Origin of the sequence: Bacteroides sp. AM23-12, from assembly GCF_003434395.1 — a bacterium.
Classification (GTDB): Bacteria; Bacteroidota; Bacteroidia; order Bacteroidales; family Bacteroidaceae; genus Bacteroides; species Bacteroides thetaiotaomicron.
The window spans coordinates 1-26,218 of the sequence record NZ_QTLF01000046.1; the positions used below are offsets into that span (position 1 = coordinate 1).

A 26,218-nucleotide genomic window follows, 5' to 3' on the forward strand; every position below is an offset into this window, starting at 1 on the left:
CGCAAATCTTTTTATGGGACATATTTCCGCAGTGCCCTATCTGGATGCCTGCTGCCGCACCTTCCGTGTGTATAGCTCCGGTCACTTCACGTAAACCGGAAATGATTTCCGGACGCAGCCACAACTGACGGTCGAAAGAAAGTCCGCTTTGCGTCACGGCTGCATAGGCTACAGTCGTCATCCCGACTCCGCCCGCAGCCACCGAGCGGTGGTAATCGAGCAGCATTTGTGAAGGGGCGTTACCGGGACACATGCTTTCAAAAGCGGCAGAGCGGATCGTACGATTCCGCAGCGTCAATGGACCGAAAGTGACAGGGGTGAAAAGTTTAGATTCCATAGTACGCTATTTTATGTCAATAGATAATTTATTTCAAATCAATAGATAAAAGGAAATACACGTTTGCGTCCGCCTACTTCCGAGCCAAATTCTTCACGGTAGCGATGCCAGATTGCATTGGCACGGGGGACGAGATTGGCCACTGTCCACCAGAAGAATACAAGTCCGGACAGTGAACAGGTCAGTATTGCCCAGCCTGCCCATTCGATGATTTCGCCCAGATAATTGGCGGAAGTGACATAGCGGTACATCCCTTTTTGGGGCAGATAATGACGGGTATCCCCCGGTTTGCGCAAATGACGGATGATATAGTCCGAATGCCAGTTCATCAACATACCTGCAAAGAAAAGCAGACTTCCCGCAATAAACCATGCGGAAGTGAACCAGCCGGAATGATACATTCCCTCGGGTGAGAGATAAAATATCCATTCGCCCTGCATATAGCCGTTCAATAGATTGAACAGGATTCCCATCGACATAATTGCCAGCGGCATTTTGCTCTTTCCGGTCAGTAGCAGGGGAAAGACGAAGGCGCGCTGAAAATAATGAATCTGAAAGAAGATAAAGAATGTCAGTATGACCGGATCAAAACGACGTTCCGAGTGCATCCACATCCAGCACATGACCAGAAATACGGGGGCTTCCATCAGTATCCACGCCAGCTTGTTGGAAATGGCGACTCCCCAGGAGGCAGTGCGAAATATCCCGTAACCGGCTTTCACAAAGTAGAGGGCGATGAAAACAATCAGAGCGATCAGACTCATGACGCCCAAAAATAGATTAAAGGCAGTTATACTCATCTTGATTTTCTTTTGAGATTCACAAAAATAACAAAAAAAGAAAAGAATGGCCACAAAAAACTGAAAGAACTATTCGTATTGACCGGACAGGAAACTTATGAATATCACAATTATCTTTTTTCCATCCCGTGTTCTCTTTCATATGACACCATGGGCTTTTAGCACATAGTTCACTGATATCCAAAGGAATAGAATGTATAATTCATCGGTTGTAGAAACGCCCTTTTAACGCTACGTTAAAAGGGCGTTTCTACCTGCCAGGCTGTGCCCTTTCTACCAACGATAAATGCCTTAGCCTCCATCGGATGAAAAATATAGCAGCCGCAAAGTGTTAAATGTTAAATGAACATCGGACGTTCTTCCTGAAACAAGTCACCCCAGACGTACAACCGGGTACTACCAAGATGTACAACTGGGGATTACCGAGACGTACATGCAGGGATTGCCGAGATGTACGTCTGAGGTTAGTTATTATTGCATAAAAGGATTTGTTCTTATCAGCGTTTCTTGATGGGGATATAAGCCAGATCATCAAGAACATTTTTATAAGCCGGACGGATAATGCGTTTGCCCTCGAAGTTCAGTTCTTCATTGCGGTGCGCACACCAGCCGACAATACGAGCCATGGCAAACAGCGGAGTGAAAATCTCCTGCGGCAAACCAATCATCTCATATACGAAGCCCGAATAGAAGTCGATATTGCTGGAAACCGTCTTTCCGTTGTTCTTCACACGTCCGAAAGTAGCGATGGCACGCTCTTCAAGCAGTTCGAGGAAAGCGAACTCCTCTTCTTTTCCTTTCTCACGGGCAAGGTCGCGAGCCAGTTCTTTCAGCAACAGCGCACGAGGATCGGAAATCGTATAAACAGCATGACCGATACCGTAAATCAATCCGGTCTTATTATACACTTCCTTATTCAGCATCCGTGTGAAATAGGTATCTATCTCGTCCACGCTCTTCCAGTCCTTGATGTTCTCCTGCAAGTGATGGAACATATCGGCCACCTGGATATTCGCGCCTCCGTGAAGCGGGCCTTTCAACGAACCGATACCTGCGGCGATGGCCGAGTATGTATCTGTTCCGGTGGAAGAAGTCACACGAACCGTGAAAGTCGAGTTGTTACCACCGCCATGTTCTGCCTGCAAAATCAATAGCAAGTCGAGCGTACGGGCATCCAGTTCCGTATAATCTTTTTTGAGCATATAGAGGAAATTCTCGGCAATAGAGAGTTTTTCCTGCGGATGACGGATATGCAGGGAACGGCCGAATGTAGCATGGCGGAGCATATTATAAGCATACGCAATGATGGTCGGGAACTTGGAGATAAGATCGATACTCTGGCGCATCAGATTGTCGCGGGAAGTATCGTCGGCATCGGGATCGAAACGATACATTTCGAGTACGCTGCGCGAAAGGATATTCATGATATTATTTCCCTCCAGCTCGATAATATTCATTTTCGTCTTCTGCTCGAGCGCCATATTGTCATTGATCAGTTCGCAGAACGAAGCCAGTTCTTCCTTGTCCGGCAGACGACCGGAGAGTAGCAGATAAGCCACTTCTTCGAAGCCGAAACGTTTTTCCTTGATGATGGCGTGGGAAATGTCTTCCACATCATAGCCTCGATAGAACAATTTTCCCGGAATAGGCTTCAGACCGCCGCCGGGGATACGTTCGTAACCCACCACATTACCAATCTTTGTCAGACCTACCAATACACCGGTGCCGTCTTCATTACGTAGTCCACGCTTCACGTCAAACTTGGGGAACAATTCATTGTCAATCCGGGTTGCCTCTTTCATCTCCTCGGAGAGCTTGTAAATCAAATACTCTTTCTTCATAATACTTCGTTTTTAATCGTTACATTTACTTTTCGATTCTTTCCACAATTTCGCGTGTGAAAGCGGTGGTAGACAGGGATGTACCTCCCGGCATAAAGCGAGCCAGATCGTGCGTGGCACGGGCATCGAGGAAACTCTGTTCCAGCGCCTTTTCGATAAGCGCGGCCGCTTCTTTCCATCCCAGATATTCAAGCATCATCACCGCCGAAAGAATGATAGAACAAGGATTCACGACATCCTTTCCGGCAATGTTGGGGGCGGTTCCATGAGTCGCTTCAAAAATGGCGTGCCCCGTCTTGTAGTTAATATTTGCTCCCGGAGCAATGCCGATGCCGCCTACCATTGCCGCCAACTGGTCGGAAACATAGTCTCCGTTCAGGTTCAGCGTGGCAATCACGGAATACTCTTCGGGAATCAGTAATGTATTTTGCAGAAAAGCATCGGCAATGCAGTCCTTTATCACCAGCCGGCCGTCTGCCAGCGCGTCGCCAAACTCACGTTGCGCCAGCTCATAGCCCCATTTCTTGAAACCTCCTTCGGTGAACTTCATAATGTTTCCTTTGTGCACCAGTGTCACAGAAGGCAGATGATGGTCGAGCGCATACTGGCAGGCAGCCCGCACAAGACGTTCCGTGCCCTCACGGGAAACAGGTTTCACCCCAAAAGAAGAGGTCTCGGGGAAGCGGACTTTCGTCACTCCCATCTCGTTTTTCAGGAATTGATAGAACTTTTCGGCTTCGGGAGTACCTGCCTCCCACTCGATTCCTGCATATATATCCTCCGTATTTTCACGGAACACACACATGTTCACTTTTTCCGGTGCTTTCACCGGAGAATGAACGCCTTGATACCAACGAACCGGACGCAAACAAACATATAAATCCAAGGTTTGGCGCAAAGCTACGTTCAAAGAACGGATTCCACCGCCGACAGGGGTCGTCAGCGGACCCTTGATGCCGATCAGATATTCTTGGAAAGCCTTCATCGTTTCATCCGGCAGCCAAGAGCCTGTCTCGTTGAAAGCGCGTTCGCCCGCCAGCACTTCTTTCCATTCAATCCGACGTTTGCCGCCGTATGCTTTCTGAACAGCCGCGTTCACAACGGCTTGCATTGACGGAGTCACTTCCGCTCCTACTCCGTCTCCGGTAATATAAGGTACGACAGGCACATCGGGCACCGACAGCGTACCATCTTTTTGCATGGTTATTTTGTTCATTTCTATCATTTTAATTATCTGGCATTCAAGGCAGAGCCGGCACGGAACCAGGCAATCTGCTGTTCGTTGTATGTATGTTGCGCTTCAAAACTCTCTTTCGTTCCGTCTTCGTGATGAAGAACGACGGTCAGATTCCGTCCCGGAGCAAAGTCGGGCAAGCCGATGACTGAAAGGAGGTCGTGCTCCTGTATCTTGTCATAATCCGCTTTATCCGCAAAGGTAAGGGCAAGCATGCCCTGCTTTTTCAGATTCGTTTCGTGGATACGGGCGAAGCTCTTGGCGAGAATCACACGCACATTCAGGAAACGGGGTTCCATTGCCGCGTGCTCGCGACTGGAGCCTTCTCCGTAATTTTCTTCAGCCACGACAATGGAGGGGATTCCTTCGGATTTATACATTTTGGCTGTGCCCGAAACGGTTCCGTAGGTGTTTGTCGAACGGTTCCACACGTTGTTCGTTTCGCCATTGAAAGCATTCACGGCTCCCATCAGCATATTATCCGAAATATTCTCCAAATGTCCGCGAAAACGCAGCCACGGTCCCGCCATCGAAATATGGTCGGTAGTACATTTGCCCTGCGCCTTAATCAGCAGGGGCATATTGAGTATATCTTGTCCGTCCCAAGCGGGGAAAGGAGTCAGCAGTTGCAGGCGTTGGGAAGCCGGGTTGACGTTGATCGCTGTTTTCGTCCCGCCGGGGGCGATATAGCCTTCATTACCGGAGGTAAATCCTCTCAAGGGGAGTTCTTCGCCTTCCGGTTCGGCCAGTTTCACTTTCTCGCCGTCATGGTTCATCAGTCTGTCTTTCAGCGGATTGAAGCAAAGATCACCGGCAATGGTCAGTGCCATCGTCAGTTCGGGAGAAGCAACAAAGGCGTATGTGTTCGGATTGCCGTCCGCACGTTTGGCAAAGTTACGGTTGAAGGATGTGACGATCGAGTTCTTCCGCGTCGGGTCGTCCGTATGACGTTTCCACTGACCGATGCAAGGACCGCAGGCATTTGCCATGATCACGGCGCCGATCTGCATGAAGTCATCCATCATTCCGTCTCTTTCGGCAGTAGCGCGGATTTGCTCGGAACCCGGATTGATGATCAACGGGGAAGCCACACTCAGATTCTTTTCCTTCACCTGCCTTGCAAGGGATGCGGCACGGCTGAGATCTTGGTAAGAAGAGTTGGTACACGAACCGATCAGTCCGACTTCCATCTTACGCGGATAGCCGTTCAGTAATACTTTTTCTGCAAATTCAGAAATAGGGGTAGCGGCATCCGGTGTGAAAGGGCCGTTGATATAAGGTTCGAGCGTAGACAAATCGATGTCGATGACACGGTCGTAGTACTTTTCCGGTTCGTCCGTCACCTGTTGGTCCGCACGGAGCTCACAGTCCACGGCTTCCGCCAGTTCCACGATGCGATCCCTGCCGGTGGCTCTCAGATAAGTAGCCATGCGCCCGTCGAACGGGAAAAGCGAAGTGGTAGCTCCTACTTCCGCCCCCATATTGCAAATGGTCGCTTTGCCGGTAGCCGACAGGGAAGCCGTTCCCGGTCCGAAATATTCGATGATGGAGTTCGTTCCTCCTTTTACGGTCAGAATCCCTGCAAGTTTCAGGATGACATCTTTCGGGGAAGTCCAGCCGCTCAATTTTCCGGTCAGGCGGACACCGATAATCCTTGGCATTTTCAGTTCCCATTCCATACCTGTCATCACGTCTACGGCATCCGCACCGCCGACACCGATGGCCACCATGCCCAATCCTCCAGCATTCGGAGTGTGAGAGTCGGTGCCTACCATCATTCCACCGGGGAAAGCGTAATTTTCGAGCACTACCTGGTGAATGATTCCGGCGCCCGGCTTCCAGAAGCCGATGCCGTAACGAGAGGATACATCGCGCAAAAAGTCGTAAACTTCTTCGTTTGTTTTGGTTGCCGTAGCAATGTCCTCCTTTGCTCCTTTGTACGCTTGTATCAAGTGGTCACAGTGCACGGTGGAGGGAACAGCCACTTTTTCTTTTCCTGCATTCATGAATTGAAGCAATGCCATCTGAGCAGTCGCGTCCTGCATAGCGACGCGGTCGGGACGGAAATTTACGTAGTCTTCACCCCGTTTGTAGTTTTTCACATCGCCCTCATTGAACAGGTGGGCATACAGAATCTTCTCGGCTAACGTCAAAGGGCGTTTCAAAACAGCCCGCACGTGTTCCACTTTTCCTTTATAAGCAGAATAAAAAGCCTCTAACATAGTCAAATCATACACCATATTGCTTTTATTTTTTTTAGTCTATCTATAAAAATAACGAACGGCGTTCGAGGAATGTTTAACAAAATGAAATATATTTTCGTCTCAGGAGGAAGATTTACTACCTTTGCATCTATTATGAATAATCATCCGAAAAGTCCAATCATCGACCTTCAGCAACAGCAACTCCTGCTACGCATGGAGTATGAACACGAAAAGGAGGAATTCAAGCGGCAGACTGAAACAATGGGTGTCGCCCGCAAAGTGAAACGTGGTCTGTGCTGGTATCCCGCCTCTCCCGGTCGAAGTTACTATAATTCTCTAAATCAACTTGTAATAGATATTACACGCACCGAAAATAAAGAAATCGAGCATTCCTTCGAATTCGGTCGTCCCGTCTGCTTTTTCCGTCAGTCATTTGACGGGAAAGTGAATTATATGAATTTCATTGCAACGGTGAGTTATGCGGACGATGAACGGATGGTGGTCGTGCTTCCCAGTGCAGGCGCATTGCTGGAACTGCAAACGGAAGAGGTGCTGGGTGTACAACTTTATTTCGATGAAACGTCCTATCGTGCCATGTTCGAAGCGCTAGAAGACACGATCCGCGCCAAAGGCAACCGCCTTGCCGAACTCCGGGACACCTTGCTGGGAACACAAAAGCCGGGATTCCGCGAATTGTATCCCGTCCGTTTCCCGTGGCTGAACAGCACGCAGGAGACAGCCGTAAACAAAGTGTTATGCACACGCGATGTCGCCATCGTACACGGCCCTCCGGGAACCGGAAAGACTACCACGCTTGTGGAAGCCATTTACGAAACGCTTCACCGCGAACCGCAGGTGCTGGTCTGCGCCCAAAGTAATACGGCCGTGGACTGGATTTGTGAGAAACTGGTGGACCGGGGTGTTCCTGTGCTCCGCATTGGTAATCCTACGCGTGTTAATGATAAAATGCTCTCTTTCACCTACGAACGCCGCTTTGAGAATCATCCGAGCTACCCCGAACTTTGGGGAATCCGAAAATCAATCCGTGAAATGGGCAGCCGGATGCGTCGGGGAAGTTACTCCGAAAGGGAAGGAATACGCAGCCGGATGAGCCGCCTCCGCGACCGTGCCACCGAACTGGAAATCCTGATCAACGCCGATCTTTTCGACAGTGCCCGTGTGATTGCTTCTACGCTGGTCAGCAGCAATCACCGTTTGCTCAACGGAAGGCGTTTCCCCACCTTATTTATCGATGAAGCCGCCCAGGCACTCGAAGCCGCCTGTTGGATCGCCATCCGAAAGGCCGACCGTGTGATTCTTGCCGGCGACCATTGCCAGCTCCCTCCTACAATCAAATGTATCGAAGCCGCCCGTGGCGGACTGGACCATACTTTAATGGAAAAAGTCGTGCAGCAAAAACCTTCTGCCGTCTCGCTGCTCAAAGTGCAATACCGGATGCACGAGGCAATCATGCGCTTTCCCTCCGAATGGTTCTACAACGGGGAACTGGAAGCCGCACCGGAAGTGCGCAACCGGGGTATCCTTGACTTCGACACTCCCATGAACTGGATAGATGCCTCGGAAATGGACTTCCACGAAGAGTTTGTAGGCGAGAGCTTCGGGCGCATCAACAAGCAGGAAGCCAACTTGTTACTGCAAGAACTGGAAGCCTATATCAGCCGGATCGGCAAAGCACGCATCCTGGACGAGAGCATCGACTTTGGTCTGATTTCGCCCTACAAGGCGCAAGTGCAATACCTGAGAAGTAAAATCAGAGGAAGCAGTTTTCTCCGCCCTTTCCGCAGCCTCATCACGGTCAACACGGTAGACGGCTTTCAGGGACAGGAACGGGATGTCGTCTTTATCAGCCTCGTCCGGGCGAACGAGGACGGACAGATCGGTTTTCTGAATGATTTAAGACGAATGAACGTAGCCATTACCCGCGCCCGGATGAAACTTGTGATTTTGGGAGATGCAACCACTCTTACCAAGCATGCGTTCTACCGGAAACTGATACAGTATATCCGGCAGGAAGCGGTATCCTCCTGAATCATCGGGATAAAAAAAGAAGCCCCCTTTCTCACGAAAGAGGACTCCCATTTACAAACAAAACAAACAATGTTATTTTCCCACTAAATTCTGTTCCAAAAGCTCTGTCTTAAATTCAATTTAACGCATACTTTTTCCTGCTACAGAATAAAATTCTGCATCATATCAACGAATCACTAATGGAACACGAAATATAAAAAGGACTTGAAATGGTATTACAGCTACCATTCGGTAGAGAATAACTTAAATATCTTTTAATGTAACATTCTGATATACTATTCATTAAAGAAGAAATCATCTTCATACGTATCGATCTTCTGTAAGTAAAAAGTTTCTTCATTGCCTATTCTGTTTTATTTGTTGCCGTAAAGGTAATCATAAATGCTCTTTTTCACCTATATTATCAGTATCTTTTAATCTTTTTTTCTACTTTCATCCTTTTTCTATTACTCAAAAGACCGGTATCTACATAGAAAAGGCGGGAAAATACGCTTTTCCCGCCTTTTGAAAAACTTATATAGTATAAGTCTGATTAATTATTTTCCGGACGAAGTTTACGAACTGTCACGGCAGTCTGCCACATTTCGCTTTCGCGCAATGCTTTCAGTTCTTCTTCCAGTTTCTCACGATAATCCGGTTTGGAGTTAGAGTCGATTGAAATCTGTGCTTCGTTACCAGTCTTCACACTGTGATACAACTTTTCAACGACCGGTTTGATAGCATCGTGGAAGGGGCCCATCCAGTCGAGAGCACCACGTTGAGCTGTAGTAGAGCAGTTAGCATACATCCAGTCCATACCGTTCTTTGCAAACAACGGCATCAATGACTGAGTCAGCTCTTCTACAGTTTCGTTGAATGCTTCGGAAGGAGTGTGACCGTTTTCACGTAACACTTCGTATTGTGCCAGCAACAGACCCTGGATAGCTCCCATCAATGAACCACGTTCGCCTGTCAGGTCGGAAGTAGCTTCGCGGATGAAAGTTGTTTCGAACAAATAACCTGAACCGATACCGATACCCAATGCGATTGTTCTGTCCATAGCGTTGCCTGTTGCATCCTGATAGATAGCGTATGAAGAGTTCAACCCGCGACCTTCAAGGAACATAGTACGCAAGGATGTACCCGAACCTTTAGGAGCAACCATGATTACGTCGATATCTGCAGGAGGAACTACACCTGTGCGGTCACTCCATGTAATAGCAAAACCATGAGAGAAATAAAGAGCTTTTCCTGCAGTCAGGTAAGGCTTGATAGTAGGCCATACAGACATTACTGCTGCATCAGACAACAGGCACATAATGATCGTACCTTTTTCGCAAGCTTCTTCAATACCGAACAAAGTTTCACCCGGAACCCATCCGTCAGCAACCGCTTTGTCATATGTCTTTCCCTGGCGTTGACCAACGATTACATTGAAACCGTTATCACGAAGGTTCAGAGCCTGTCCGGGACCTTGTACGCCATAACCGATTACAGCGATTGTTTCATTTTTCAATACTTCACGAGCTTTTTCCAATGGAAATTCATCACGGATAACTACATTTTCTACAGTTCCGCCAAAATTCAACTGTGCCATTTTTTTTGTTTTTTTGTTTTGATGACTTGCGCCATCTGTTATTAATTGATTTTATACTCTATATTATTCAAATATCACTTTGGAACGGCATACTACCTCGCTGCCGTTTTTCTTCACCTCTACATGAAACTCGTTTTCACTCACCTCATCACAGAAGAAAGAGAGTTCATTTCCGAAATAACTTTCAGCCACATACGCCATTTCAAACCGGCGGATACGTTTCGTCTGATACAGTTCTATCGGAAACAAGTCAAGTATGTGCTCGATATAACGAATACTGTTTACGTGTCCGTTAATATCGATATCACTGTATTTTGCCGTCAGCGTCGCAACAGGCTGATTGCTTGTCACCTTGATACGCGAAGGCTTTTCTATCGGGCAGGGTTCATCGCATATATAATCGACGATGCTTCCTCCATGCAATGCCAACAGATCGGCAGGCTTACGAGTATTCAGATTGATCATCGCCCATACGGAACGGGCATAGCCGATCTTCTTTCCATCCTTGTCAATGACGGCAAAGTTACGGTCGGTAAAGAGACGATAGACATTCTCCACCCATGTCTGAACCGAGAACTTCTCGTATTGGTAAGGCATCTCGTCCAGCTCGATCGCCAGACGGGAAAGCACCCATGTGTAATTGTCCTCGTTCAGCGTAGCAATACCAAATCCACGGTCGCTGGCATGAAAACCTGCGCAATTCAGCAGATGATTCCCCAGCACGCCCATGGTCAGGCGGCCGTTAAAATCTACGTGAAACGGCTCTGCCACAAACTGATAAGTCCCTATTTTATTTTCTTCACTCATTACTCCTGTTCCTTTTTACTTTGCTTATACTTCGCTTCCTGTCCGTCCAGGAACTCATTCACACGTTCGAAACAGCTGGTAGTAATAGCCACACGGCCCGAACGGACAAATTGCAGCACACATTTCAAAGCCCGAAGTTCTTCGTAAAGGGAAGTAATCTCTTCACTCATGCCGTTCTTCTCGACGATAGAGAATACCGGATTCACCTCTACAATGCGGGCATTATATCTGCGGATCACTTTAGATGCTTCCGGAGTCTCCTGAAAAGCAGGAGTAGATACCTTATATAAGGCTATCTCATGGAAATAAATCTCGTCTTCCGTAAAATAGTGCGCCTGAATCACATCAATCTTCTTTTCGATCTGCTTCACCACCTTTTCGATAGTGTCCTTATCAGTCCACGCTGTAATCGTATATTTATGTACTCCTTTAATGGAAGAAGCAGAAACGTTCAAACTCTCGATGTTTATTTGCCGACGGGTAAATACAGCGGTCACCTGATTCAGCAATCCGGCTATATTTTCAGAATGAACTATAATCGTATATAATGTCTTATCACTCATAACTTTCTAAATTAAGGATTAACATTCCAGCAACATCTGATTGACTGAACCGCCCGGAGGGGTCATCGGGAGGACATTGCCTTCTTCTACCACACAGGCTTCGAGCAGGAACGCCCCGTCTGTCGAGAGCATTTCGTCGATGGCCGCTTTCAATTCTTCCCGTGAAAAGACACGTTTGGAAGGAATATCGTAGGCGGAAGCGATTTTCATGTAATCCGGATTCAGCATCGGAGTAAATGAATAACGGCGATTAAAGAACATAGCCTGCCATTGGCGCACGTTGCCGAGATAATTGTTGTTCAGGCAGATAATCTTCACCGGAGCTTTCTGTTCCATGATCGTACCCAGTTCCTGAATGTTCATTTGCAGTCCGCCGTCACCCATAAATACACATACAGTGCGGTCGGGACGGCCGAAAGTAGCTCCGATAGCTGCCGGAAGGCCAAAACCCATCGTGCCAAGTCCACCCGAAGTAACGATACTACGTTCCCTGGTATATTTAAAGTAGCGGGCAGAGATCATCTGATTCTGACCTACATCTGTCACCAATATGGCTTCGTGACGGGTCGCTTCGCTTACCGCACGCACCACTTCGCCCATACTCAGTGAATCCGTTGCAGGATGAAGTTCGGGACGAATGACTTTTTCTTCCTCTACCGCTTCATATTCCTTGAAACTATCGACCCACTCGGTGTGCCGGTTCTTTTTCAGCAGTCCGGTCACAGCAGCCAGCGTCTTTTTGCAGTCGCCCAAAACGGCAATGTCTACCTTTACATTCTTATTTACTTCCGCCGGATCAATGTCAAAATGGATCACTTTCGCTTGTTTGGCGTAAGTAGCCAGATTACCGGTCACACGGTCGTCGAAACGCATACCGACAGCAATCAGTACATCACATTTGTTAGTATTGATATTCGGTCCCAGATTTCCGTGCATACCCAGCATTCCTTTATTCAACGGATGGTCGGTAGGCAATGCGGAAAGTCCGAGCAAGGTACAACCTGCGGGCATATCCGCCTTTTCGATAAAGATACGCAGTTCTTCCTGAGCGCTTCCCAGTTCCACTCCCTGTCCTACCAAGACAAGCGGGCGTTCGGCGTTATTGATCAGTTCGGCGGCAGCCTTTACTGATTCTTCGTCTGTATCGGGAACCGGAACATAGCTGCGGATAAACTCCTGCTGCGTCGGCTCGTATTTTGTTTTTTCAACCTGCGCATTCTTGGCAAAGTCGAGTACCACCGGACCGGGACGACCACTACTGGCAATGTAGAAAGCACGTGCTATCGCCCAGGCTACGTCTTCGGCACGGCGAATCTGATAGCTCCATTTAGCGATTGGCTGAGTGATACCTACGAGATCGACTTCCTGAAAAGCGTCTGTTCCAAGAAAGCCTGTTCCCACCTGTCCTGCAATGACAACGATAGGCGTACTGTCTATCATCGCATCTGCAATACCTGTGATCGTATTGGTTGCTCCGGGGCCGCTTGTCACCAAGCAAACACCGACTTTACCCGATACACGGGCGTAGCCTTGTGCCGCATGGGCAGCTCCCTGTTCATGGCGAACCAAGATATGGTTCAATGTATTTTGATGGTCGTACAGGGCATCGAACGTAGGCATGATGGAACCGCCGGGATAACCGAAAATGGTAGTCACTCCCTGATGTTCCAGAGAGCGCATCATTGCCTCTGCGCCTGTTATTAAGTCCTTACTCATAGTTCTTTAATGGATAATGGATGATTCATAATGGATAATGAAGTGGATCAGTCTATTAATCTCACTGCTCCCTTATCGGCAGAGCTTACCATGCTGGCGTATGCTTTCAGGCTCTTCGGCACGTAACGGTCACGGGTGACGGGAGTCATCGGGCGGGCAGCCAGTTCTTCATCTGTTAGTCGCACGTTAATCGTTCGGGCGGGAATGTCGATTTCGATGATATCTCCATCTACTATTTTTCCTATATTACCTCCGGCAGCGGCTTCGGGAGAAACGTGTCCGATACTCAATCCGGAAGTTCCACCACTGAAACGTCCGTCGGTAATCAAGGCACATTCTTTGCCGAGGTGACGGGATTTGATATAAGAAGTCGGGTAAAGCATTTCCTGCATACCGGGACCGCCCTTCGGACCTTCGTGCGTGATGACGACAACGTCGCCGCTGACGACTCGGCCTCCGAGGATGCCTTCACAGGCTGCTTCTTGTGAGTCGAATACTTTGGCAGGTCCGGTAAACTTCCAGATGCTTTCGTCTACACCCGCCGTTTTTACTACGCAACCGTCCTGAGCGATATTTCCTTTCAGTACCGCCAGGCCTCCGTCCTTGCTATAGGCGTGCTCCAGATCACGGATACATCCGTTCGCGCGATCTTTATCTAATTCCTGATAATAAGCTCCCTGAGAACCAAGTACAAGATTGAATCTGTTTCCTGCCGCACTTGAATATTTGCTCATTGCTTTTTCCGTAACGTTCGGGCTGGTAATTGAATATTGATCGATCGCTTCCGCCAGCGACATGCCATCCACACGGAGAACGGAAGTATCAATCAGACCGCCTTTTGCCAACTCTGCCAGGATAGCAATGATGCCACCCGCACGGTTAACGTCCTGAATATGATATTTTTGAGTATTCGGAGCGACTTTACACAGGCAGGGTGTCTTGCGTGACAGCATATCGATGTCGTCCATCTTGAAATCGACTCCTGCCTCATGTGCCACGGCCAACAGGTGAAGCACCGTATTGGTAGAACCGCCCATCGCAATATCCAGCGTCATGGCATTGAGGAATGCCTGACGGGTAGCTATGCTGCGGGGAAGTACACTTTCGTCACCTTCTTCATAATATTTCATTGCATTTTCCACAATCAGTTTGGCAGCATCTTCAAACAGTTTCGTACGATTTTCGTGCGTAGCCACGATTGTGCCGTTTCCCGGAAGAGCCAAGCCGATAGCTTCATTCAGACAGTTCATCGAGTTTGCCGTAAACATTCCGGAACAACATCCGCAGGTAGGACAGGCATTCTGTTCGATATTCGCTACTTCCTGATCGCTTACACTGTCGTCCGCCGATTTAATCATGGCATCGATCAAGTCCAGATGCTGACCGTTCCACTCTCCGGCTTCCATCGGTCCGCCGGATACAAATACGGTAGGGATATTCAGGCGCATGGCCGCCATCAGCATCCCTGGGGTAATCTTATCGCAGTTGCTGATACATACCATTGCATCCGCCTTGTGCGCATTGACCATATATTCTACGCTGTCCGCTATGATATCACGGGAAGGAAGCGAGTAAAGCATTCCGTCATGTCCCATAGCGATACCGTCATCAATAGCAATCGTATTAAATTCCGCAGCGAAGCATCCCAGCTTCTCAATTTCCGCCTTCACCAACTGCCCGATTTCATGCAGGTGCACGTGTCCCGGAACAAATTGTGTAAACGAATTGACGATAGCGATAATGGGTTTTCCCATCTGATTTTTCTTCATGCCGTTGGCTGCCCATAATGCGCGGGCTCCCGCCATGCGACGGCCTTGTGTACTAAACGAACTGCGTAATTGCTTTTTCATTTCAATCTATCTTTTAATTAAAGAGCCTCCCTCACATCAGTGAGAAAGGCTCCAAATTCTATCTTTTATGGTACGAATACATACACAAAACCTTTCTCACGCTCTTGATGGCACCACCACGACGCGAATAATATGCAGAACTGCTAGGTTAATAGATGTATGTAATATATTCATATCTTCTTTTCTTTATTTTCGTGCTGCAAAGGTAAGGGCTTTTTTATTATCTCCAAACAAATCGAAGAAAAAAATCACTAAAAAGCGAATAATCGTAAGAAAAGAACGGTAATAAACCTAAATTTTATCACTTAAAGGTTGAATTTGCAACTATCAGTTAGTAGAGAATGACTGTCCATTTCTGACAAAAGCGCTTAATAATCTGAAATTTACTCCGTATGCCCCCGGTAGCAAGCAAATTATTCGTATCTTTGTCCACCCTAAATAAGGGATTTATTAATTAGAAACTATAAATATCAGATGGAAACAGTAGAAAACAAGTACATCACCGTTGCATATAAGCTATATACAGTGGAAGATGGTGAAAAAGAATTGTTCGAAGAAACAAATGCAGAACATCCTTTTCAGTTCATTTCAGGATTAGGCACAACGCTCGAAAGCTTCGAGAACCAGATAACAGCTCTTTCCAAGGGTGATAAATTCGATTTTACCATTCCGGCAGATGAAGCTTATGGAGCCTACGATGAGCAACATGTATTTGATCTTCCTAAAAATATCTTTGAAATAGATGGCAAGTTCGACAGCGAACGCGTAACAGAAGGCAGCATTGTACCTTTGATGACCGGAGACGGTCAACGCGTAAACGCCAGCGTCGTAGAAATCAAACCGGATGTAGTAGTAGTTGACCTTAACCACCCATTGGCAGGCGCTGACCTGATCTTTGAAGGTGAAGTAATCGAAAGCCGTCCTGCTACCAACGAAGAAATTCAGGAACTGGTGAAGATGATGAGCGGTGAAGGTTGCGGTTGCGGATGCGACAGCTGCGGCAGCGACTGTGGCGATGACTGCGGTTGCGAAGGCGGACACTGCCACTAATTTTAAGTAATAGGTAATAAGTATTAAGTATTAATTCCATGCGGATATAGGCGGAAGTTAATACTTAATACTTTTTTTATGCCGTTATTCCAGCTATTACCTATTACTTGTTACTTATTACTTATTACTTGTTACTTGTTACTTATTACCTGTTAACATCCTCCTTTGTGCGTCATGATATCAAGCACCATCTTATCCGTTTCGTTCATGGCCTGCGAGCCGATTCTTGTCAAGTTACGAATGCTTTGATCGACATCTTCGTCAATAATGCCTTCTACAGAAGTCACACAACGGTCCTCCATTGCCATCATAGCAGATAATACGGCTGTTGAGACTCCGGTTGTTACTTTGAGTGCGCAGCTCGGTTTTGCACCGTCGCAAATCATTCCCGTCAGGTTGGCAATCATGTTTTGAACGGCAAAGGCTACCTGATTATAGTTTCCACCCATCAGCCAGGTGATTCCGCAACTGGAACCCGTGGCAGCTACTACACAGCCACACAAGGCAGAGAGACGTCCCAGACTTTGTTTAATATAGATTACAGTGAGATGACTCAGCATTAAGGCGCGGATCAGTTCCTCTTCGGTTTTACCATTTTCTTCGGCAAATACGACAACGGGAAGTGTGGCGGATATGCCCTGATTGCCACTGCCGGAGTTACTCATGACGGGAATCATTGCACCGGCCATTCTGGCGTCGCAAGCGGCGGAAGTATAAGATAGTATATGAGAGAATACGCTGTCACCCATCACTTTATGTTCATACGTTCCACGGAGCATCTTACCTAAAGAATGCCCATAATTGCCTTTAAAGGCTTGCTCGGCGGCTGCTTTGTTCAGACGTGCCGTATCGAGAATAAAACGGATTTCATCCAGAGGGGATGTCAGGGCAAAATCATAGACTTTGCGCAGATTCAGTTCCAGTGAAGCGTCTTCTTCCTCTTCATTGGCAGTCTGTTGCTTGTCAAGCAGTACTTTTTCATCCGTAGCTATATAGACAAAGGTAGTATGTCCGCCGGCAATCACAGCCGTCGCTTTTTGGCTGCCGGCTGTGCAGATTACTTCGATGTACAGTTTTTCCGTAATATCTTCTTTGAGAGAAATACAGATTCGCTTCTCTGCGATAAACAGTTTGCCTTGTTCTACTGCCTCCGGTGTGCAGTCTCTCAACACTTCCAGTTGATATTCCGATCGGCCGATCAACGCTCCCAAGGCTACAGCTATAGGAAGTCCGACCATATCTGTGCCGGGGATACCGACTCCCATTGCATTCTTTAATATATTGGCACTCAATAACACTTCAATCTTTTCCGGTTTCATTCCTAATGTTTCGGCAGCTTTAGCTACACAAAGCGCTACCGCAATGGGTTCCGTACACCCTATCGCCGGAATCACCTCTTTTTTGATCAAGTCTATTATCTGTTTTCTTTCCGATTCAATCATACCCTATAAGGCTTTAGTTTCCACAAAAGTAGAAAATTCTTTTTTATCAAACATCCATTAGTGAACAAATAAAATTGCAGATTGTTATAAAATCTTCCAAGAACCGAACTTTAACAGTTAGAATAGTAGAAAAATGAAAGCAAAACACGGTATTCTTTATTTGCTGCTAGCCATTTTCTCTTCTTCTTGCATTCGCGAAGAAGCTCCCAATGCAGAGGCAGACATACTCAGTTGCAGATTGCCGGGAGTAGTCATGACAACGAGTCCGATTATCACTAATAATTCCATCAATATATTTGTAGGACCGGGAACGGACATTTCATCCCTTGCACCCGAATTTACATTGACTCCGGGAGCCACTATCGATCCTCCCAGTGGGACGGCTAGAGATTTCCATTCGCCTCAGCAATATACCGTTACGGCTGCCGATGGCTTTTGGAAGAAGAAGTACACCGTATCCGTTATTGATACGGAACTTGCTACTATTTACAATTTTGAGGATACGCTCGGCGGACAGAAATACTACATCTTCGTAGAACGGGAAGGAGAAAAAGTGGTGATGGAATGGGCCAGCGGAAACGCAGGTTATGCAATGACCGGAGTTCCCAAGACAGCCGACAACTATCCGACTTTTCAGTTTGCAAACGGAAAAACCGGAAAATGCCTGTCCTTAGTAACCCGCAGTACCGGATTCTTCGGTAGCATTATGGGAATGCCTATCGCAGCCGGGAACCTGTTTATCGGCTCTTTTGATGTAGGAAATGCAATGAGCAATCCACTGAAAGCGACCAAATTCGGTCTGCCTTTCCGGCATATACCAACTTATCTGGCAGGCTATTACAAGTATAAAGCCGGAGATCAGTTTACAGAAGGCGGCAAACCCGTCAGTGGCAAACGGGATATATGCGATATTTATGCCATCATGTATGAAACCAGTGAATCTGTGCCGACTCTTGACGGAACGAATGCTTTCACCAGTCCCAACCTGGTTTCAATAGCACGCATTGACGACGCCAAAGAGACGGACGAGTGGACATACTTTAAACTTCCCTTCCATATGTTATCCGGAAAATACATAGATAAAGAGAAGCTAACAGCAGGAAAGTATAATGTAGCTATCGTATTCACTTCCAGCCTGGAAGGAGATCATTTTAACGGAGCTATCGGAAGTACATTGTTGATTGATGAAGTCGAACTAATCTATCGCTCGGAAGACTGATTCCATTCGACCAACGATCTGATAGCAGCTATGGAAGGCAGAACAGAGTAACTATAATGAAATAACTAATGATTTAATAATAATGAAAAGATGAAAATCCATTCCTATATATTCAGTTTACTCGCCTGTCTGGTGATAGCCCTCCCCGGCTATTCACAGGTTGACAGAAACGAAACACTTATTCGCTCCGCTCTTCACGGACTGGAATATGAAATCAAAGCAGGGTTCAGCATCGGCGGTACAGCCCCGCTCCCGCTGCCTGTCGAAATCCGTTCGATTGACGGCTACAACCCAACGCTGGCTATCAGCATCGGAGGAGAAGTAACCAAATGGTTTGCCGTTCAAAACAAGCTCGGAGTCATTGTAGGGCTGCGGCTGGAGAATAAAGCCATGACAACGGAAGCCACCGTCAAAAACTATAATATGGAAATCCTCGGACAGGGAGGAGAAAGAATCAGCGGTGTCTGGACAGGAGGAGTCAAAACCAAAGTCCACACTTCCGGACTGACAATTCCTCTAATGGCTACTTACAAGTTGAGCAACCGTTGGAATATTAAAGCCGGACCTTATTTTTCGTATCTGCTTTCAAGAGAATTTTCGGGGCACGTATATGAAGGATACCTGCGTGAAGGCGACCCCGTAGGCCCCAAAGTCGAATTTACGGATGGTAAAATCGCTACTTATGACTTCTCGGACGACCTGAGACATTTTCAGTGGGGCCTGCAAATAGGAGCCGGATGGAGAGCATTCAAACATCTCAATATATATGCAGACCTCACCTGGGGATTGAATGATATCTTCAGAAATGACTTTCAGACCATTACTTTTGCTATGTATCCGATCTACTTGAATATCGGATTCGGATATGCTTTCTAGCTGACCAAAGACGGATTAATCCTTACCGGATTCCTCCACCTGCTTCACACCGGAGAAAGCAACTTTCACGGTCTGCTTCAATGCAGGTACTTTTACCTGAATATTCATTGTAGCATTTCCACTTTGCACCGTTCCTTCTATACTGGTGGCACAGGTACCCAAAGCAGCGGCATCCCCCTGAAAAGTAAGGTCTTGCTGTCCGGTGAAAGTCGAAGCGTCCGTTTCCTTTTTCACTGCACACTTGTCTATTACGATATCGCCGAACTTTAATATGTTTCCGTTTATAAACAGTTCAAATTCCTTCAGTTCCATCTTTACTTCCGTATCACTGACCTGAGAGAAAGTAATAAACTTCGGAAGTCCGTCGGCAATCACAACTTCCTGGTCGGAGCCATCGGGCAGCATTGAAATATCGAGATTTCCCCAATACGTTCCCACCACATCGGGAGCAGTCACCACAGCCTCTTCTTCCGGAGGAGTCGTTTCATCATTGACCGTATTATCATCATCACTGCTACAAGCCGTCAAAAGAGAGACAGAGCATATCAATGCCCACAAATACAATAGATTCTTTTTCATAATTTTCGGGTTTAGTTATTAAATAATCGTCATTTATAAACTAAAAAGAGGAAAAAAGGTTCAATTTGCTTCCTTTTCCGAAGATATTTTGAATTCACAACCTTCTTATCGAAAACTTTGTTATATTTGCATAGAGTAATTTTAAAAAAGCCACAACTATGTTTAATTCATTTGGCAACATCTTTCGGCTCACCAGCTTCGGCGAGTCTCATGGAAAAGGAGTTGGGGGAGTAATTGACGGATTTCCTGCCGGAATCACAATCGACGAAGAATTTGTACAACAAGAACTAAATCGACGCCGTCCGGGACAATCCATCCTCACCACACCACGCAAGGAAGCGGATAAAGTGGAGTTTCTTTCAGGCATCTTCGAAGGCAAATCAACCGGATGTCCTATCGGATTTATCGTTTGGAACGAGAATCAACATTCCAATGACTACAATAACCTGAAAGAGGTATACCGCCCTTCACACGCGGATTACACCTACAAAGTGAAGTACGGCATCCGTGATCATCGCGGCGGCGGACGTTCTTCTGCCCGCGAGACTATTTCACGCGTAGTAGCCGGCGCATTGGCTAAATTAGCCCTTCGCCAGTTAGGAATCAGCATCACAGCTTATACATCGCAAGTCGGTGCCATCAAATTGGAAGGCACTTATTCCGACTATGATCTCGACCTGATCGAAACAAACGATGTACGTTGTCCGGACCCTGAAAAGGCGAAGGAAATGGCAGACCTTATATATAAGGTAAAAGGCGAAGGCGATACCATCGGAGGTACGCTGACCTGTGTCATCAAAGGATGTCCTATCGGATTGGGGCAACCTGTGTTCGGCAAACTGCACGCCGCCTTGGGCAACGCCATGCTCAGTATCAATGCCGCCAAAGCCTTCGAATATGGAGAAGGATTCAAGGGACTGAAGATGAAAGGCTCCGAGCAGAACGACGTATTCTTCAACAACAACGGACGGATTGAAACGCATACCAACCACTCCGGAGGTATTCAGGGAGGAATCAGTAACGGACAGGATATTTACTTCCGTGTAGTATTCAAACCGATTGCTACCCTGCTGATGGAGCAGGAAACGGTGAACATCGACGGCGTAGATACGACATTGAAAGCCCGCGGACGTCATGACGCCTGTGTACTGCCACGTGCCGTACCTATCGTAGAAGCAATGGCTGCCATGACCATCCTTGATTATTATCTGTTGGATAAGACAACGCAGCTTTAATAAGTATCAATATGTCAATCTACCCATGTGCCAATACCTGCACTAAAAATCTGTCAGGCTATTGGCACATAGGCTAAATAACCGCCAGTAAACTATTCATTATGAACGAAATTCAAAAATATATCGCAGCGAACGAACCGAAGATTATGGAGGACCTGTTCAGCCTCATCCGTATTCCCAGTATCAGCGCCCTGCCGGAACATCACGACGATATGCTGGCTTGCGCCCAACGCTGGGCACAACTACTGCTCGAAGCCGGAGTGGATGAAGCATTGGTGATGCCTTCCAAGGGTAACCCGATTGTTTTCGCACAAAAGATCGTTGACCCGAATGCCAAAACAGTGTTGGTCTACGCCCACTACGACGTAATGCCTGCCGAACCGCTGGAACTGTGGAAAAGCCAGCCCTTCGAACCCGAAGTACGGGACGGATACATCTGGGCACGCGGAGCGGATGATGACAAAGGACAATCCTTTATCCAAGTCAAAGCCTTCGAATATCTCGTCAAGAACGAACTGCTGAAGAATAACGTCAAGTTTATCTTCGAAGGAGAAGAGGAAATCGGCTCTCCCAGTCTGGAAGCCTTCTGCGAAGAGCATAAGGAGCTGTTGAAAGCAGACGTTATCCTGGTTTCGGACACCAGCATGCTGGGCGCCGAACTTCCATCCCTCACCACCGGTCTGCGCGGACTGGCTTACTGGGAAATAGAAGTGACCGGACCGAACCGTGACCTGCATTCGGGACACTTCGGAGGCGCGGTAGCCAATCCGATCAATGTACTTTGCGAAATAATCAGCAAAGTGACAGATAAAGACGGAAGAATCACCGTTCCCGGATTCTACGATGACGTAGAAGAAGTGCCGCAAGCAGAACGGGAAATGATCGCCCATATTCCGTTCGATGAGAAGAAATACAAAGAAGCCATCGGAGTGAAAGAACTCTTCGGAGAAAAGGGATACAGCACACTGGAACGTAACAGTTGCCGCCCGTCTTTCGATGTATGCGGCATTTGGGGAGGATATACGGGTGAAGGCTCCAAGACAGTCCTTCCCTCGAAAGCGTATGCGAAAGTTTCCTGCCGACTGGTTGCACATCAGGATCATCACAAGATTTCTCAGATGTTTGCAGATTATATCTTACAAATGGCTCCCGACACCGTCCAGGTAAAAGTAACCCCGATGCACGGAGGACAGGGGTATGTCTGCCCGATTTCCCTTCCTGCCTATCAGGCTGCGGAAAAAGGTTTTGAGACAGCTTTCGGCAAAAAACCGCTGGCAGTACGCCGTGGCGGAAGTATTCCTATCATTTCGACATTCGAACAAGTATTGGGAACTAAAACCGTATTGATGGGCTTCGGACTTGAATCGGACGCGATCCATTCGCCCAACGAAAACTTCTCGCTGGACATTTTCCGGAAAGGAATAGAGGCGGTGGTTGAGTTCCATCAGGAATATGCGAAAAGATAAAGGCTGTCCATAGCCGCACACAGGACACGAAGATAAAAGAAGAACGGTAGACAAGCGGATAAATCCTTTGCCTACCGTTCCTTTTTATTCAAAAAAAGACATCTTACCACATAACTAACTATCAATTACATCACCGGAGTTTCGAAAAGGAAGGTAAATGATTGACTATCCTTCAAATCCTTCACGGCATCTCCTGCGTAAATTTCTCCTTTGGTCAGGGATAACTTCTTCACCCCTGCCTTCGGACTAAAATCAATCTTCTTCAAATCCAACCAAAACAGGTTCGGAGTTAAAGTAGATTCAAAGTAATACACTTTATTCTTCTGATCGGAAACGGAACGCCAGCGAGTAGAAGAAATGTGAGGCTTCTCCGGTGTATTGATTCCAAACGGAACGGAGACATTGCGCATCACACTCAGCACACTGGGGACGGCTATCTTTGCATCGGCAGTCTGCGGAATGGCGTGAATGTAGAAAGAGGCACGCACAAAACGGTCGCTCGAACGGTTCGTTCCCGGCAACATCTGTAATCCGCCCACTTCTTTCCAGTAATCATTGACAGCCAACTGCAATTCATAACGCGGAGAATTGGTCATCACCTGATATTCCTTCCCCTCATGGATACTCAGTTTGCCATCCAGATATTCGATCACTGCCGTGTTACCCGTTTCATCGGTAATAGCCATGTGCAAAGTAGATTCCGGTCCCCCGTTCGGCATACGGGGAGCGTCAATGCGGAAAGTCTCTTTTTTCATTTCATCTACCGCTTCACGCACCGTTGCAAAATTGTCAAGTACATATTGAGTCCAGATACTAATTCCCATTGCCGGACGGGTATCTCCGGGAAGTGAATAAACAGATTCCGGCAGGAAAAGCAGGCTTGCCACCAGCCCTTTTTCATTCATTCCGTCACAAGTACCTATATCATAGCCTGTTGCGATTACGCTTCCATATTTGGAAGTCCAGTTTACTGTTTTTTCTTTATTGTGTCCCGCACGCTGCATTCCACGTGGAAACACATAGATATTTGACATAATGTCTTCTTTCCAGTCCATCGTGCGACCAGTGACCACCATTCGGTCCGGCCCCAGATATACGGCACGCGTACATGCTCCCGCCGGCTGTATGCCCATCAAAGAGACGGCAGCTAACACCAATGCAACACCCGTAAGTTTTTTCTTCATATTACTTCCAAATTAAATAGTTGATACTCTTATATCTATAATAACAAATATACAACGTATATTGCTTGAGAGAGAGAAAAATTTAAGGGAAAAAAGGGAATTTATTCAGAAAAAATCTTATCCGCTCTTATTTGAGTTAAAAAAGCCTGCGGATGGAAGGAAACATTACACATTATTTGCTTTTCAAATGGGATTTCATTATTTTTGTACATAACCTATCATAAAAACTAAGGAGGGCAAATGCGTATGAGACAAAAAGTTAGCATATCACAGCTTCCAATTCGTTTGGGAATCTTTCTTTTGCTGTATTTTGTTCCGCAATCACTCTCTGCGCAAGAAAACAACGACAGTACGCACATACTTCGTAACGGTGCATCCATAACGCCGGACGACGTACTAAAACAGGCCAACATTAACTTGTTTCCAGAAAAGAGCACTACATATTCTTTATATTCACCCGGACAGTTGGAGCATATACCCCGCTTTTCACTCAAAAGGGATATTTCCCTACCTTATCAGACCAATCCTTCCCTACTCTTCCGAGGTGATTACAGTACGGGCGGGGTATTGCATCAATTCGATCGTGGAGCACTGTTCGGTTCCGGAAGTCAGACAAGTATGGCAGGCATCGGGCGTTTCAACAGTGCTTCACTAGGTTATCAGCATATTTTCAATGAGCAATTCGAGTTACAAGTCCGTGCCAATGCGCTGAAGGTCAACATGTCCCACATCACCGGACAGGCTTTCAGCACTTCGGGCGCCTTCCTTTACCATCCTTCCGACCGTGTCACCTTGAAAGTCTTCGGATCATACGACATCAGAAACTCTTACGGAATGAGCACCCATAGCTACGGAGCTACGATGTCCGTCGATATGTCCGACCGCTTTGGGATGGAAATGGGAGTACAGCGATACTATGATGCGATGAGCGGACGTTGGGAAACGGTTCCCGTTATGATTCCTTACTACCATTTCGATAAGTTCACTCTGGGTTTGGATGTGGGCGGTATTATATATGAGATTCTCCGCAATGCCGTTTTTGATAAAAACAGAGGCATAGGCGGTCCATCCGGTCCGACAATCGGACCACCCCGGATGCATATACCTATACGGTAAACCTCCGTTATTACGAATTTGTTTTCAGATAGTCATTCACATTCAGCAATTTATATTCGGGTGAACATTCAAACAGATAGTTCAGCAGATTCATGTGTGCCGCACCAAAGATCACAAGTATCCGTTTGGCGGATTTTGGGGTACGTTGTATATTCCTGAATATCCTCAGATTACGGTTGAACCATCTTCCTGATTCGAAATCGGCTCCTGTATAATCTCCCTTATCGGATTCGTATTTGAAGTGTCCGATAAGATAATTGCCCAGGTCTTTCTTGATTTGTCGGGGATCATTCAGATGTATCAGCTGGGGAAGTATTCCTTTTTGCTTGAATATTAACTGGTCTTTGGAATATAAAGATGAGTCGGGAGAATTTACAAAACTCTCTTCAAAATCCTGATATTGTTTCGTGCTATCGTCTTCCAGCAGTTCTTCGATACGGGCTGTTTGTGTCCCCCGTGCATCTGCACAGTAAATCTTTGCTTTGCACATCTTTGCAATCCTGAAACCCAGTTGCTGCACTTCACTCTTTGACAGTTTATGATTTCCGGCAAGGTATGCTTTAAATAGAGAATCAACCTTTTGCTGTCCGCCCAGCGGGTGTTCAATGACGATTGCATCCGGCTTAAAGTTCGCCAGTTTACTCGCTATTAACTCTATTTCCTTCTGATAAACAGGCGACAAGACATTAATCTGATCTTCTTCGGATATTTGTTGCATATCGAGATTCGGAAAGTCAAAGTGAAAGACGCCTAGTGTCAGTACTTCTGTCCGCTGGGCATATCCTTTTATAAAGAACATACCGGTCATGATGAGAATGAATGCTATTTTATTCATTGTATTTATGATATGTTTGAAGCTCAAAGTTAGCAAACTTTTTCTAAATGGCAGATATTAAATTAATTTAAGTACAATCATTGCAGTCATTCCATTCCGCATCGTCAAAATTACAAAGTAATAAACATATAAGTGTTATGATAAAAGAGTTTGTACAAAACAGATGATAATCCTTCTAAGGCTTGGAACCAAAGTTTCTGTAGTGTACTGAATAAGTTGACACTTCAAAAATCGAAAAT

General features: G+C 46.7%; 20 protein-coding genes and 1 pseudogene. 7 read left to right on the forward strand and 14 right to left on the reverse strand.

The genetic code is table 11. The features are described from left to right. From DW640_RS21470 to DW640_RS21490, 5 genes and pseudogenes are all read right to left on the reverse strand, one after another. Nucleotides 1-337, reverse strand: a pseudogene (locus tag DW640_RS21470) (NADH:flavin oxidoreductase); the annotation flags it as partial. 38 nt (nt 338-375) lie between these two features. Then, nucleotides 376-1,137, reverse strand: coding sequence for a DUF1295 domain-containing protein (locus DW640_RS21475; RefSeq protein ID WP_008761045.1), 762 nt, complete (start codon nt 1,135-1,137; stop codon nt 376-378). Between the two features lie 497 nt (nt 1,138-1,634). After that, nucleotides 1,635-2,978 (reverse strand): citrate/2-methylcitrate synthase, encoded by a 1,344-nt coding sequence (locus tag DW640_RS21480; protein WP_008761042.1) that lies wholly within the window; start codon nt 2,976-2,978, stop codon nt 1,635-1,637. A 25-nt stretch (nt 2,979-3,003) separates the two neighbouring features. Further along, nucleotides 3,004-4,194, reverse strand: coding sequence for an NADP-dependent isocitrate dehydrogenase (gene icd, locus DW640_RS21485; RefSeq protein WP_016269563.1), 1,191 nt, complete (start codon nt 4,192-4,194; stop codon nt 3,004-3,006). A gap of 14 nt (nt 4,195-4,208) precedes the next feature. Then, a complete protein-coding gene (locus DW640_RS21490; protein WP_061474315.1) occupies nt 4,209-6,452 on the reverse strand; it encodes an aconitate hydratase in 2,244 nt (747 codons plus the stop codon). Nucleotides 6,453-6,506: 54 nt separating this feature from the next. On the opposite strand from DW640_RS21490, the gene DW640_RS21495 reads away from it, so the two are divergent. Next, nucleotides 6,507-8,465, forward strand: coding sequence for an AAA domain-containing protein (locus DW640_RS21495; protein WP_117578932.1), 1,959 nt, complete (start codon nt 6,507-6,509; stop codon nt 8,463-8,465). A 532-nt stretch (nt 8,466-8,997) separates the two neighbouring features. Here DW640_RS21495 and ilvC read toward each other — a convergent pair. The 5 genes from ilvC to ilvD form a co-directional block, all read right to left on the reverse strand. Beyond that, the gene (ilvC, locus tag DW640_RS21500) at nt 8,998-10,041 is read right to left on the reverse strand and encodes a ketol-acid reductoisomerase (RefSeq protein WP_008761037.1); all 1,044 of its coding nucleotides are present in this window, start codon (nt 10,039-10,041) and stop codon (nt 8,998-9,000) included. Nucleotides 10,042-10,104: 63 nt separating this feature from the next. Beyond that, on the reverse strand, nt 10,105-10,848 hold the full coding sequence (locus DW640_RS21505; protein ID WP_048695480.1) for an acyl-[acyl-carrier-protein] thioesterase: 744 nt from the start codon (nt 10,846-10,848) through the stop codon (nt 10,105-10,107). Continuing rightward, the gene (gene ilvN, locus DW640_RS21510) at nt 10,848-11,411 is read right to left on the reverse strand and encodes an acetolactate synthase small subunit (protein ID WP_008761035.1); all 564 of its coding nucleotides are present in this window, start codon (nt 11,409-11,411) and stop codon (nt 10,848-10,850) included. The genes DW640_RS21505 and ilvN overlap by 1 nt, the downstream gene beginning before the upstream one ends. An 18-nt stretch (nt 11,412-11,429) precedes the next feature. Continuing rightward, the gene (ilvB, locus tag DW640_RS21515) at nt 11,430-13,127 is read right to left on the reverse strand and encodes a biosynthetic-type acetolactate synthase large subunit (protein ID WP_048695483.1); all 1,698 of its coding nucleotides are present in this window, start codon (nt 13,125-13,127) and stop codon (nt 11,430-11,432) included. Between the two features lie 47 nt (nt 13,128-13,174). Continuing rightward, complete coding sequence (gene ilvD, locus DW640_RS21520; protein ID WP_008761033.1) at nt 13,175-14,977, reverse strand: dihydroxy-acid dehydratase; 1,803 nt, start codon at nt 14,975-14,977, stop codon at nt 13,175-13,177. A 474-nt stretch (nt 14,978-15,451) separates the two neighbouring features. Between ilvD and DW640_RS21525 the strand changes: the two genes are divergently transcribed. Further along, nucleotides 15,452-16,027, forward strand: a complete 576-nt coding sequence (locus DW640_RS21525; protein ID WP_008761032.1) for a peptidylprolyl isomerase — start codon at nt 15,452-15,454, stop codon at nt 16,025-16,027. 152 nt (nt 16,028-16,179) lie between these two features. Here the strand turns inward: DW640_RS21525 and DW640_RS21530 are convergent, their stop codons facing one another. Continuing rightward, a complete protein-coding gene (locus DW640_RS21530; RefSeq protein WP_008766478.1) occupies nt 16,180-17,469 on the reverse strand; it encodes a serine dehydratase subunit alpha family protein in 1,290 nt (429 codons plus the stop codon). A 133-nt stretch (nt 17,470-17,602) separates the two neighbouring features. Here DW640_RS21530 and DW640_RS21535 point away from each other — a divergent pair, with 133 nt between their 5' ends. Both DW640_RS21535 and DW640_RS21540 read left to right on the forward strand, forming a co-directional pair. After that, on the forward strand, nt 17,603-18,688 hold the full coding sequence (locus DW640_RS21535) for a PCMD domain-containing protein (protein ID WP_055229653.1): 1,086 nt from the start codon (nt 17,603-17,605) through the stop codon (nt 18,686-18,688). A 90-nt stretch (nt 18,689-18,778) separates the two neighbouring features. Continuing rightward, a complete protein-coding gene (locus tag DW640_RS21540) occupies nt 18,779-19,564 on the forward strand; it encodes a porin family protein (RefSeq protein WP_008761029.1) in 786 nt (261 codons plus the stop codon). Nucleotides 19,565-19,579: 15 nt separating this feature from the next. Here the strand turns inward: DW640_RS21540 and DW640_RS21545 are convergent, their stop codons facing one another. After that, a complete protein-coding gene (locus DW640_RS21545; protein ID WP_011108127.1) occupies nt 19,580-20,143 on the reverse strand; it encodes a calycin-like domain-containing protein in 564 nt (187 codons plus the stop codon). 158 nt (nt 20,144-20,301) lie between these two features. Between DW640_RS21545 and aroC the strand changes: the two genes are divergently transcribed. Together aroC and DW640_RS21555 are read left to right on the forward strand one after the other, a co-directional pair. Further along, nucleotides 20,302-21,378: a chorismate synthase gene (gene aroC / locus DW640_RS21550; protein ID WP_008761027.1), complete on the forward strand. Its 1,077-nt coding sequence runs from the start codon at nt 20,302-20,304 to the stop codon at nt 21,376-21,378. A gap of 101 nt (nt 21,379-21,479) precedes the next feature. Continuing rightward, nucleotides 21,480-22,844 carry a dipeptidase gene (locus DW640_RS21555; RefSeq protein ID WP_117578933.1) on the forward strand — a complete coding sequence of 455 codons (1,365 nt, stop codon included), beginning with the start codon at nt 21,480-21,482 and terminating at the stop codon, nt 22,842-22,844. Between the two features lie 125 nt (nt 22,845-22,969). Here DW640_RS21555 and DW640_RS21560 read toward each other — a convergent pair whose 3' ends face one another. Next, nucleotides 22,970-24,028 (reverse strand): linear amide C-N hydrolase, encoded by a 1,059-nt coding sequence (locus DW640_RS21560; RefSeq protein WP_008761025.1) that lies wholly within the window; start codon nt 24,026-24,028, stop codon nt 22,970-22,972. A 240-nt stretch (nt 24,029-24,268) separates the two neighbouring features. Between DW640_RS21560 and DW640_RS21565 the strand changes: the two genes are divergently transcribed. Further along, nucleotides 24,269-25,144 carry a hypothetical protein gene (locus DW640_RS21565; RefSeq protein WP_080973826.1) on the forward strand — a complete coding sequence of 292 codons (876 nt, stop codon included), beginning with the start codon at nt 24,269-24,271 and terminating at the stop codon, nt 25,142-25,144. 10 nt (nt 25,145-25,154) lie between these two features. Here the strand turns inward: DW640_RS21565 and DW640_RS21570 are convergent, their stop codons facing one another. Further along, on the reverse strand, nt 25,155-25,979 hold the full coding sequence (locus tag DW640_RS21570; protein ID WP_055229650.1) for a DUF5694 domain-containing protein: 825 nt from the start codon (nt 25,977-25,979) through the stop codon (nt 25,155-25,157). Nucleotides 25,980-26,218: the final 239 nt, after the last annotated feature.

Excerpts from the sequence above, each read along its gene's own strand:
- DW640_RS21535 (WP_055229653.1), top strand. The coding sequence starts at position 17,603 with ATGAAAGCAAAACACGGTATTCTTTATTTGCTGCTAGCCATTTTCTCT.
- DW640_RS21480 (WP_008761042.1), bottom strand. The coding sequence starts at position 2,978 with ATGAAGAAAGAGTATTTGATTTACAAGCTCTCCGAGGAGATGAAAGAG.
- ilvC (WP_008761037.1), bottom strand. The coding sequence starts at position 10,041 with ATGGCACAGTTGAATTTTGGCGGAACTGTAGAAAATGTAGTTATCCGT.
- aroC (WP_008761027.1), top strand. The coding sequence starts at position 20,302 with ATGTTTAATTCATTTGGCAACATCTTTCGGCTCACCAGCTTCGGCGAG.
- icd (WP_016269563.1), bottom strand. The coding sequence starts at position 4,194 with ATGAACAAAATAACCATGCAAAAAGATGGTACGCTGTCGGTGCCCGAT.
- ilvD (WP_008761033.1), bottom strand. The coding sequence starts at position 14,977 with ATGAAAAAGCAATTACGCAGTTCGTTTAGTACACAAGGCCGTCGCATG.
- DW640_RS21570 (WP_055229650.1), bottom strand. The coding sequence starts at position 25,979 with ATGAATAAAATAGCATTCATTCTCATCATGACCGGTATGTTCTTTATA.
- DW640_RS21565 (WP_080973826.1), top strand. The coding sequence starts at position 24,269 with ATGCGTATGAGACAAAAAGTTAGCATATCACAGCTTCCAATTCGTTTG.
- DW640_RS21530 (WP_008766478.1), bottom strand. The coding sequence starts at position 17,469 with ATGATTGAATCGGAAAGAAAACAGATAATAGACTTGATCAAAAAAGAG.
- DW640_RS21525 (WP_008761032.1), top strand. The coding sequence starts at position 15,452 with ATGGAAACAGTAGAAAACAAGTACATCACCGTTGCATATAAGCTATAT.
- DW640_RS21495 (WP_117578932.1), top strand. The coding sequence starts at position 6,507 with ATGTTTAACAAAATGAAATATATTTTCGTCTCAGGAGGAAGATTTACT.
- ilvN (WP_008761035.1), bottom strand. The coding sequence starts at position 11,411 with ATGAGTGATAAGACATTATATACGATTATAGTTCATTCTGAAAATATA.
- DW640_RS21505 (WP_048695480.1), bottom strand. The coding sequence starts at position 10,848 with ATGAGTGAAGAAAATAAAATAGGGACTTATCAGTTTGTGGCAGAGCCG.
- ilvB (WP_048695483.1), bottom strand. The coding sequence starts at position 13,127 with ATGAGTAAGGACTTAATAACAGGCGCAGAGGCAATGATGCGCTCTCTG.
- DW640_RS21560 (WP_008761025.1), bottom strand. The coding sequence starts at position 24,028 with ATGAAGAAAAAACTTACGGGTGTTGCATTGGTGTTAGCTGCCGTCTCT.
- DW640_RS21555 (WP_117578933.1), top strand. The coding sequence starts at position 21,480 with ATGAACGAAATTCAAAAATATATCGCAGCGAACGAACCGAAGATTATG.
- DW640_RS21545 (WP_011108127.1), bottom strand. The coding sequence starts at position 20,143 with ATGAAAAAGAATCTATTGTATTTGTGGGCATTGATATGCTCTGTCTCT.
- DW640_RS21490 (WP_061474315.1), bottom strand. The coding sequence starts at position 6,452 with ATGGTGTATGATTTGACTATGTTAGAGGCTTTTTATTCTGCTTATAAA.
- DW640_RS21475 (WP_008761045.1), bottom strand. The coding sequence starts at position 1,137 with ATGAGTATAACTGCCTTTAATCTATTTTTGGGCGTCATGAGTCTGATC.
- DW640_RS21540 (WP_008761029.1), top strand. The coding sequence starts at position 18,779 with ATGAAAATCCATTCCTATATATTCAGTTTACTCGCCTGTCTGGTGATA.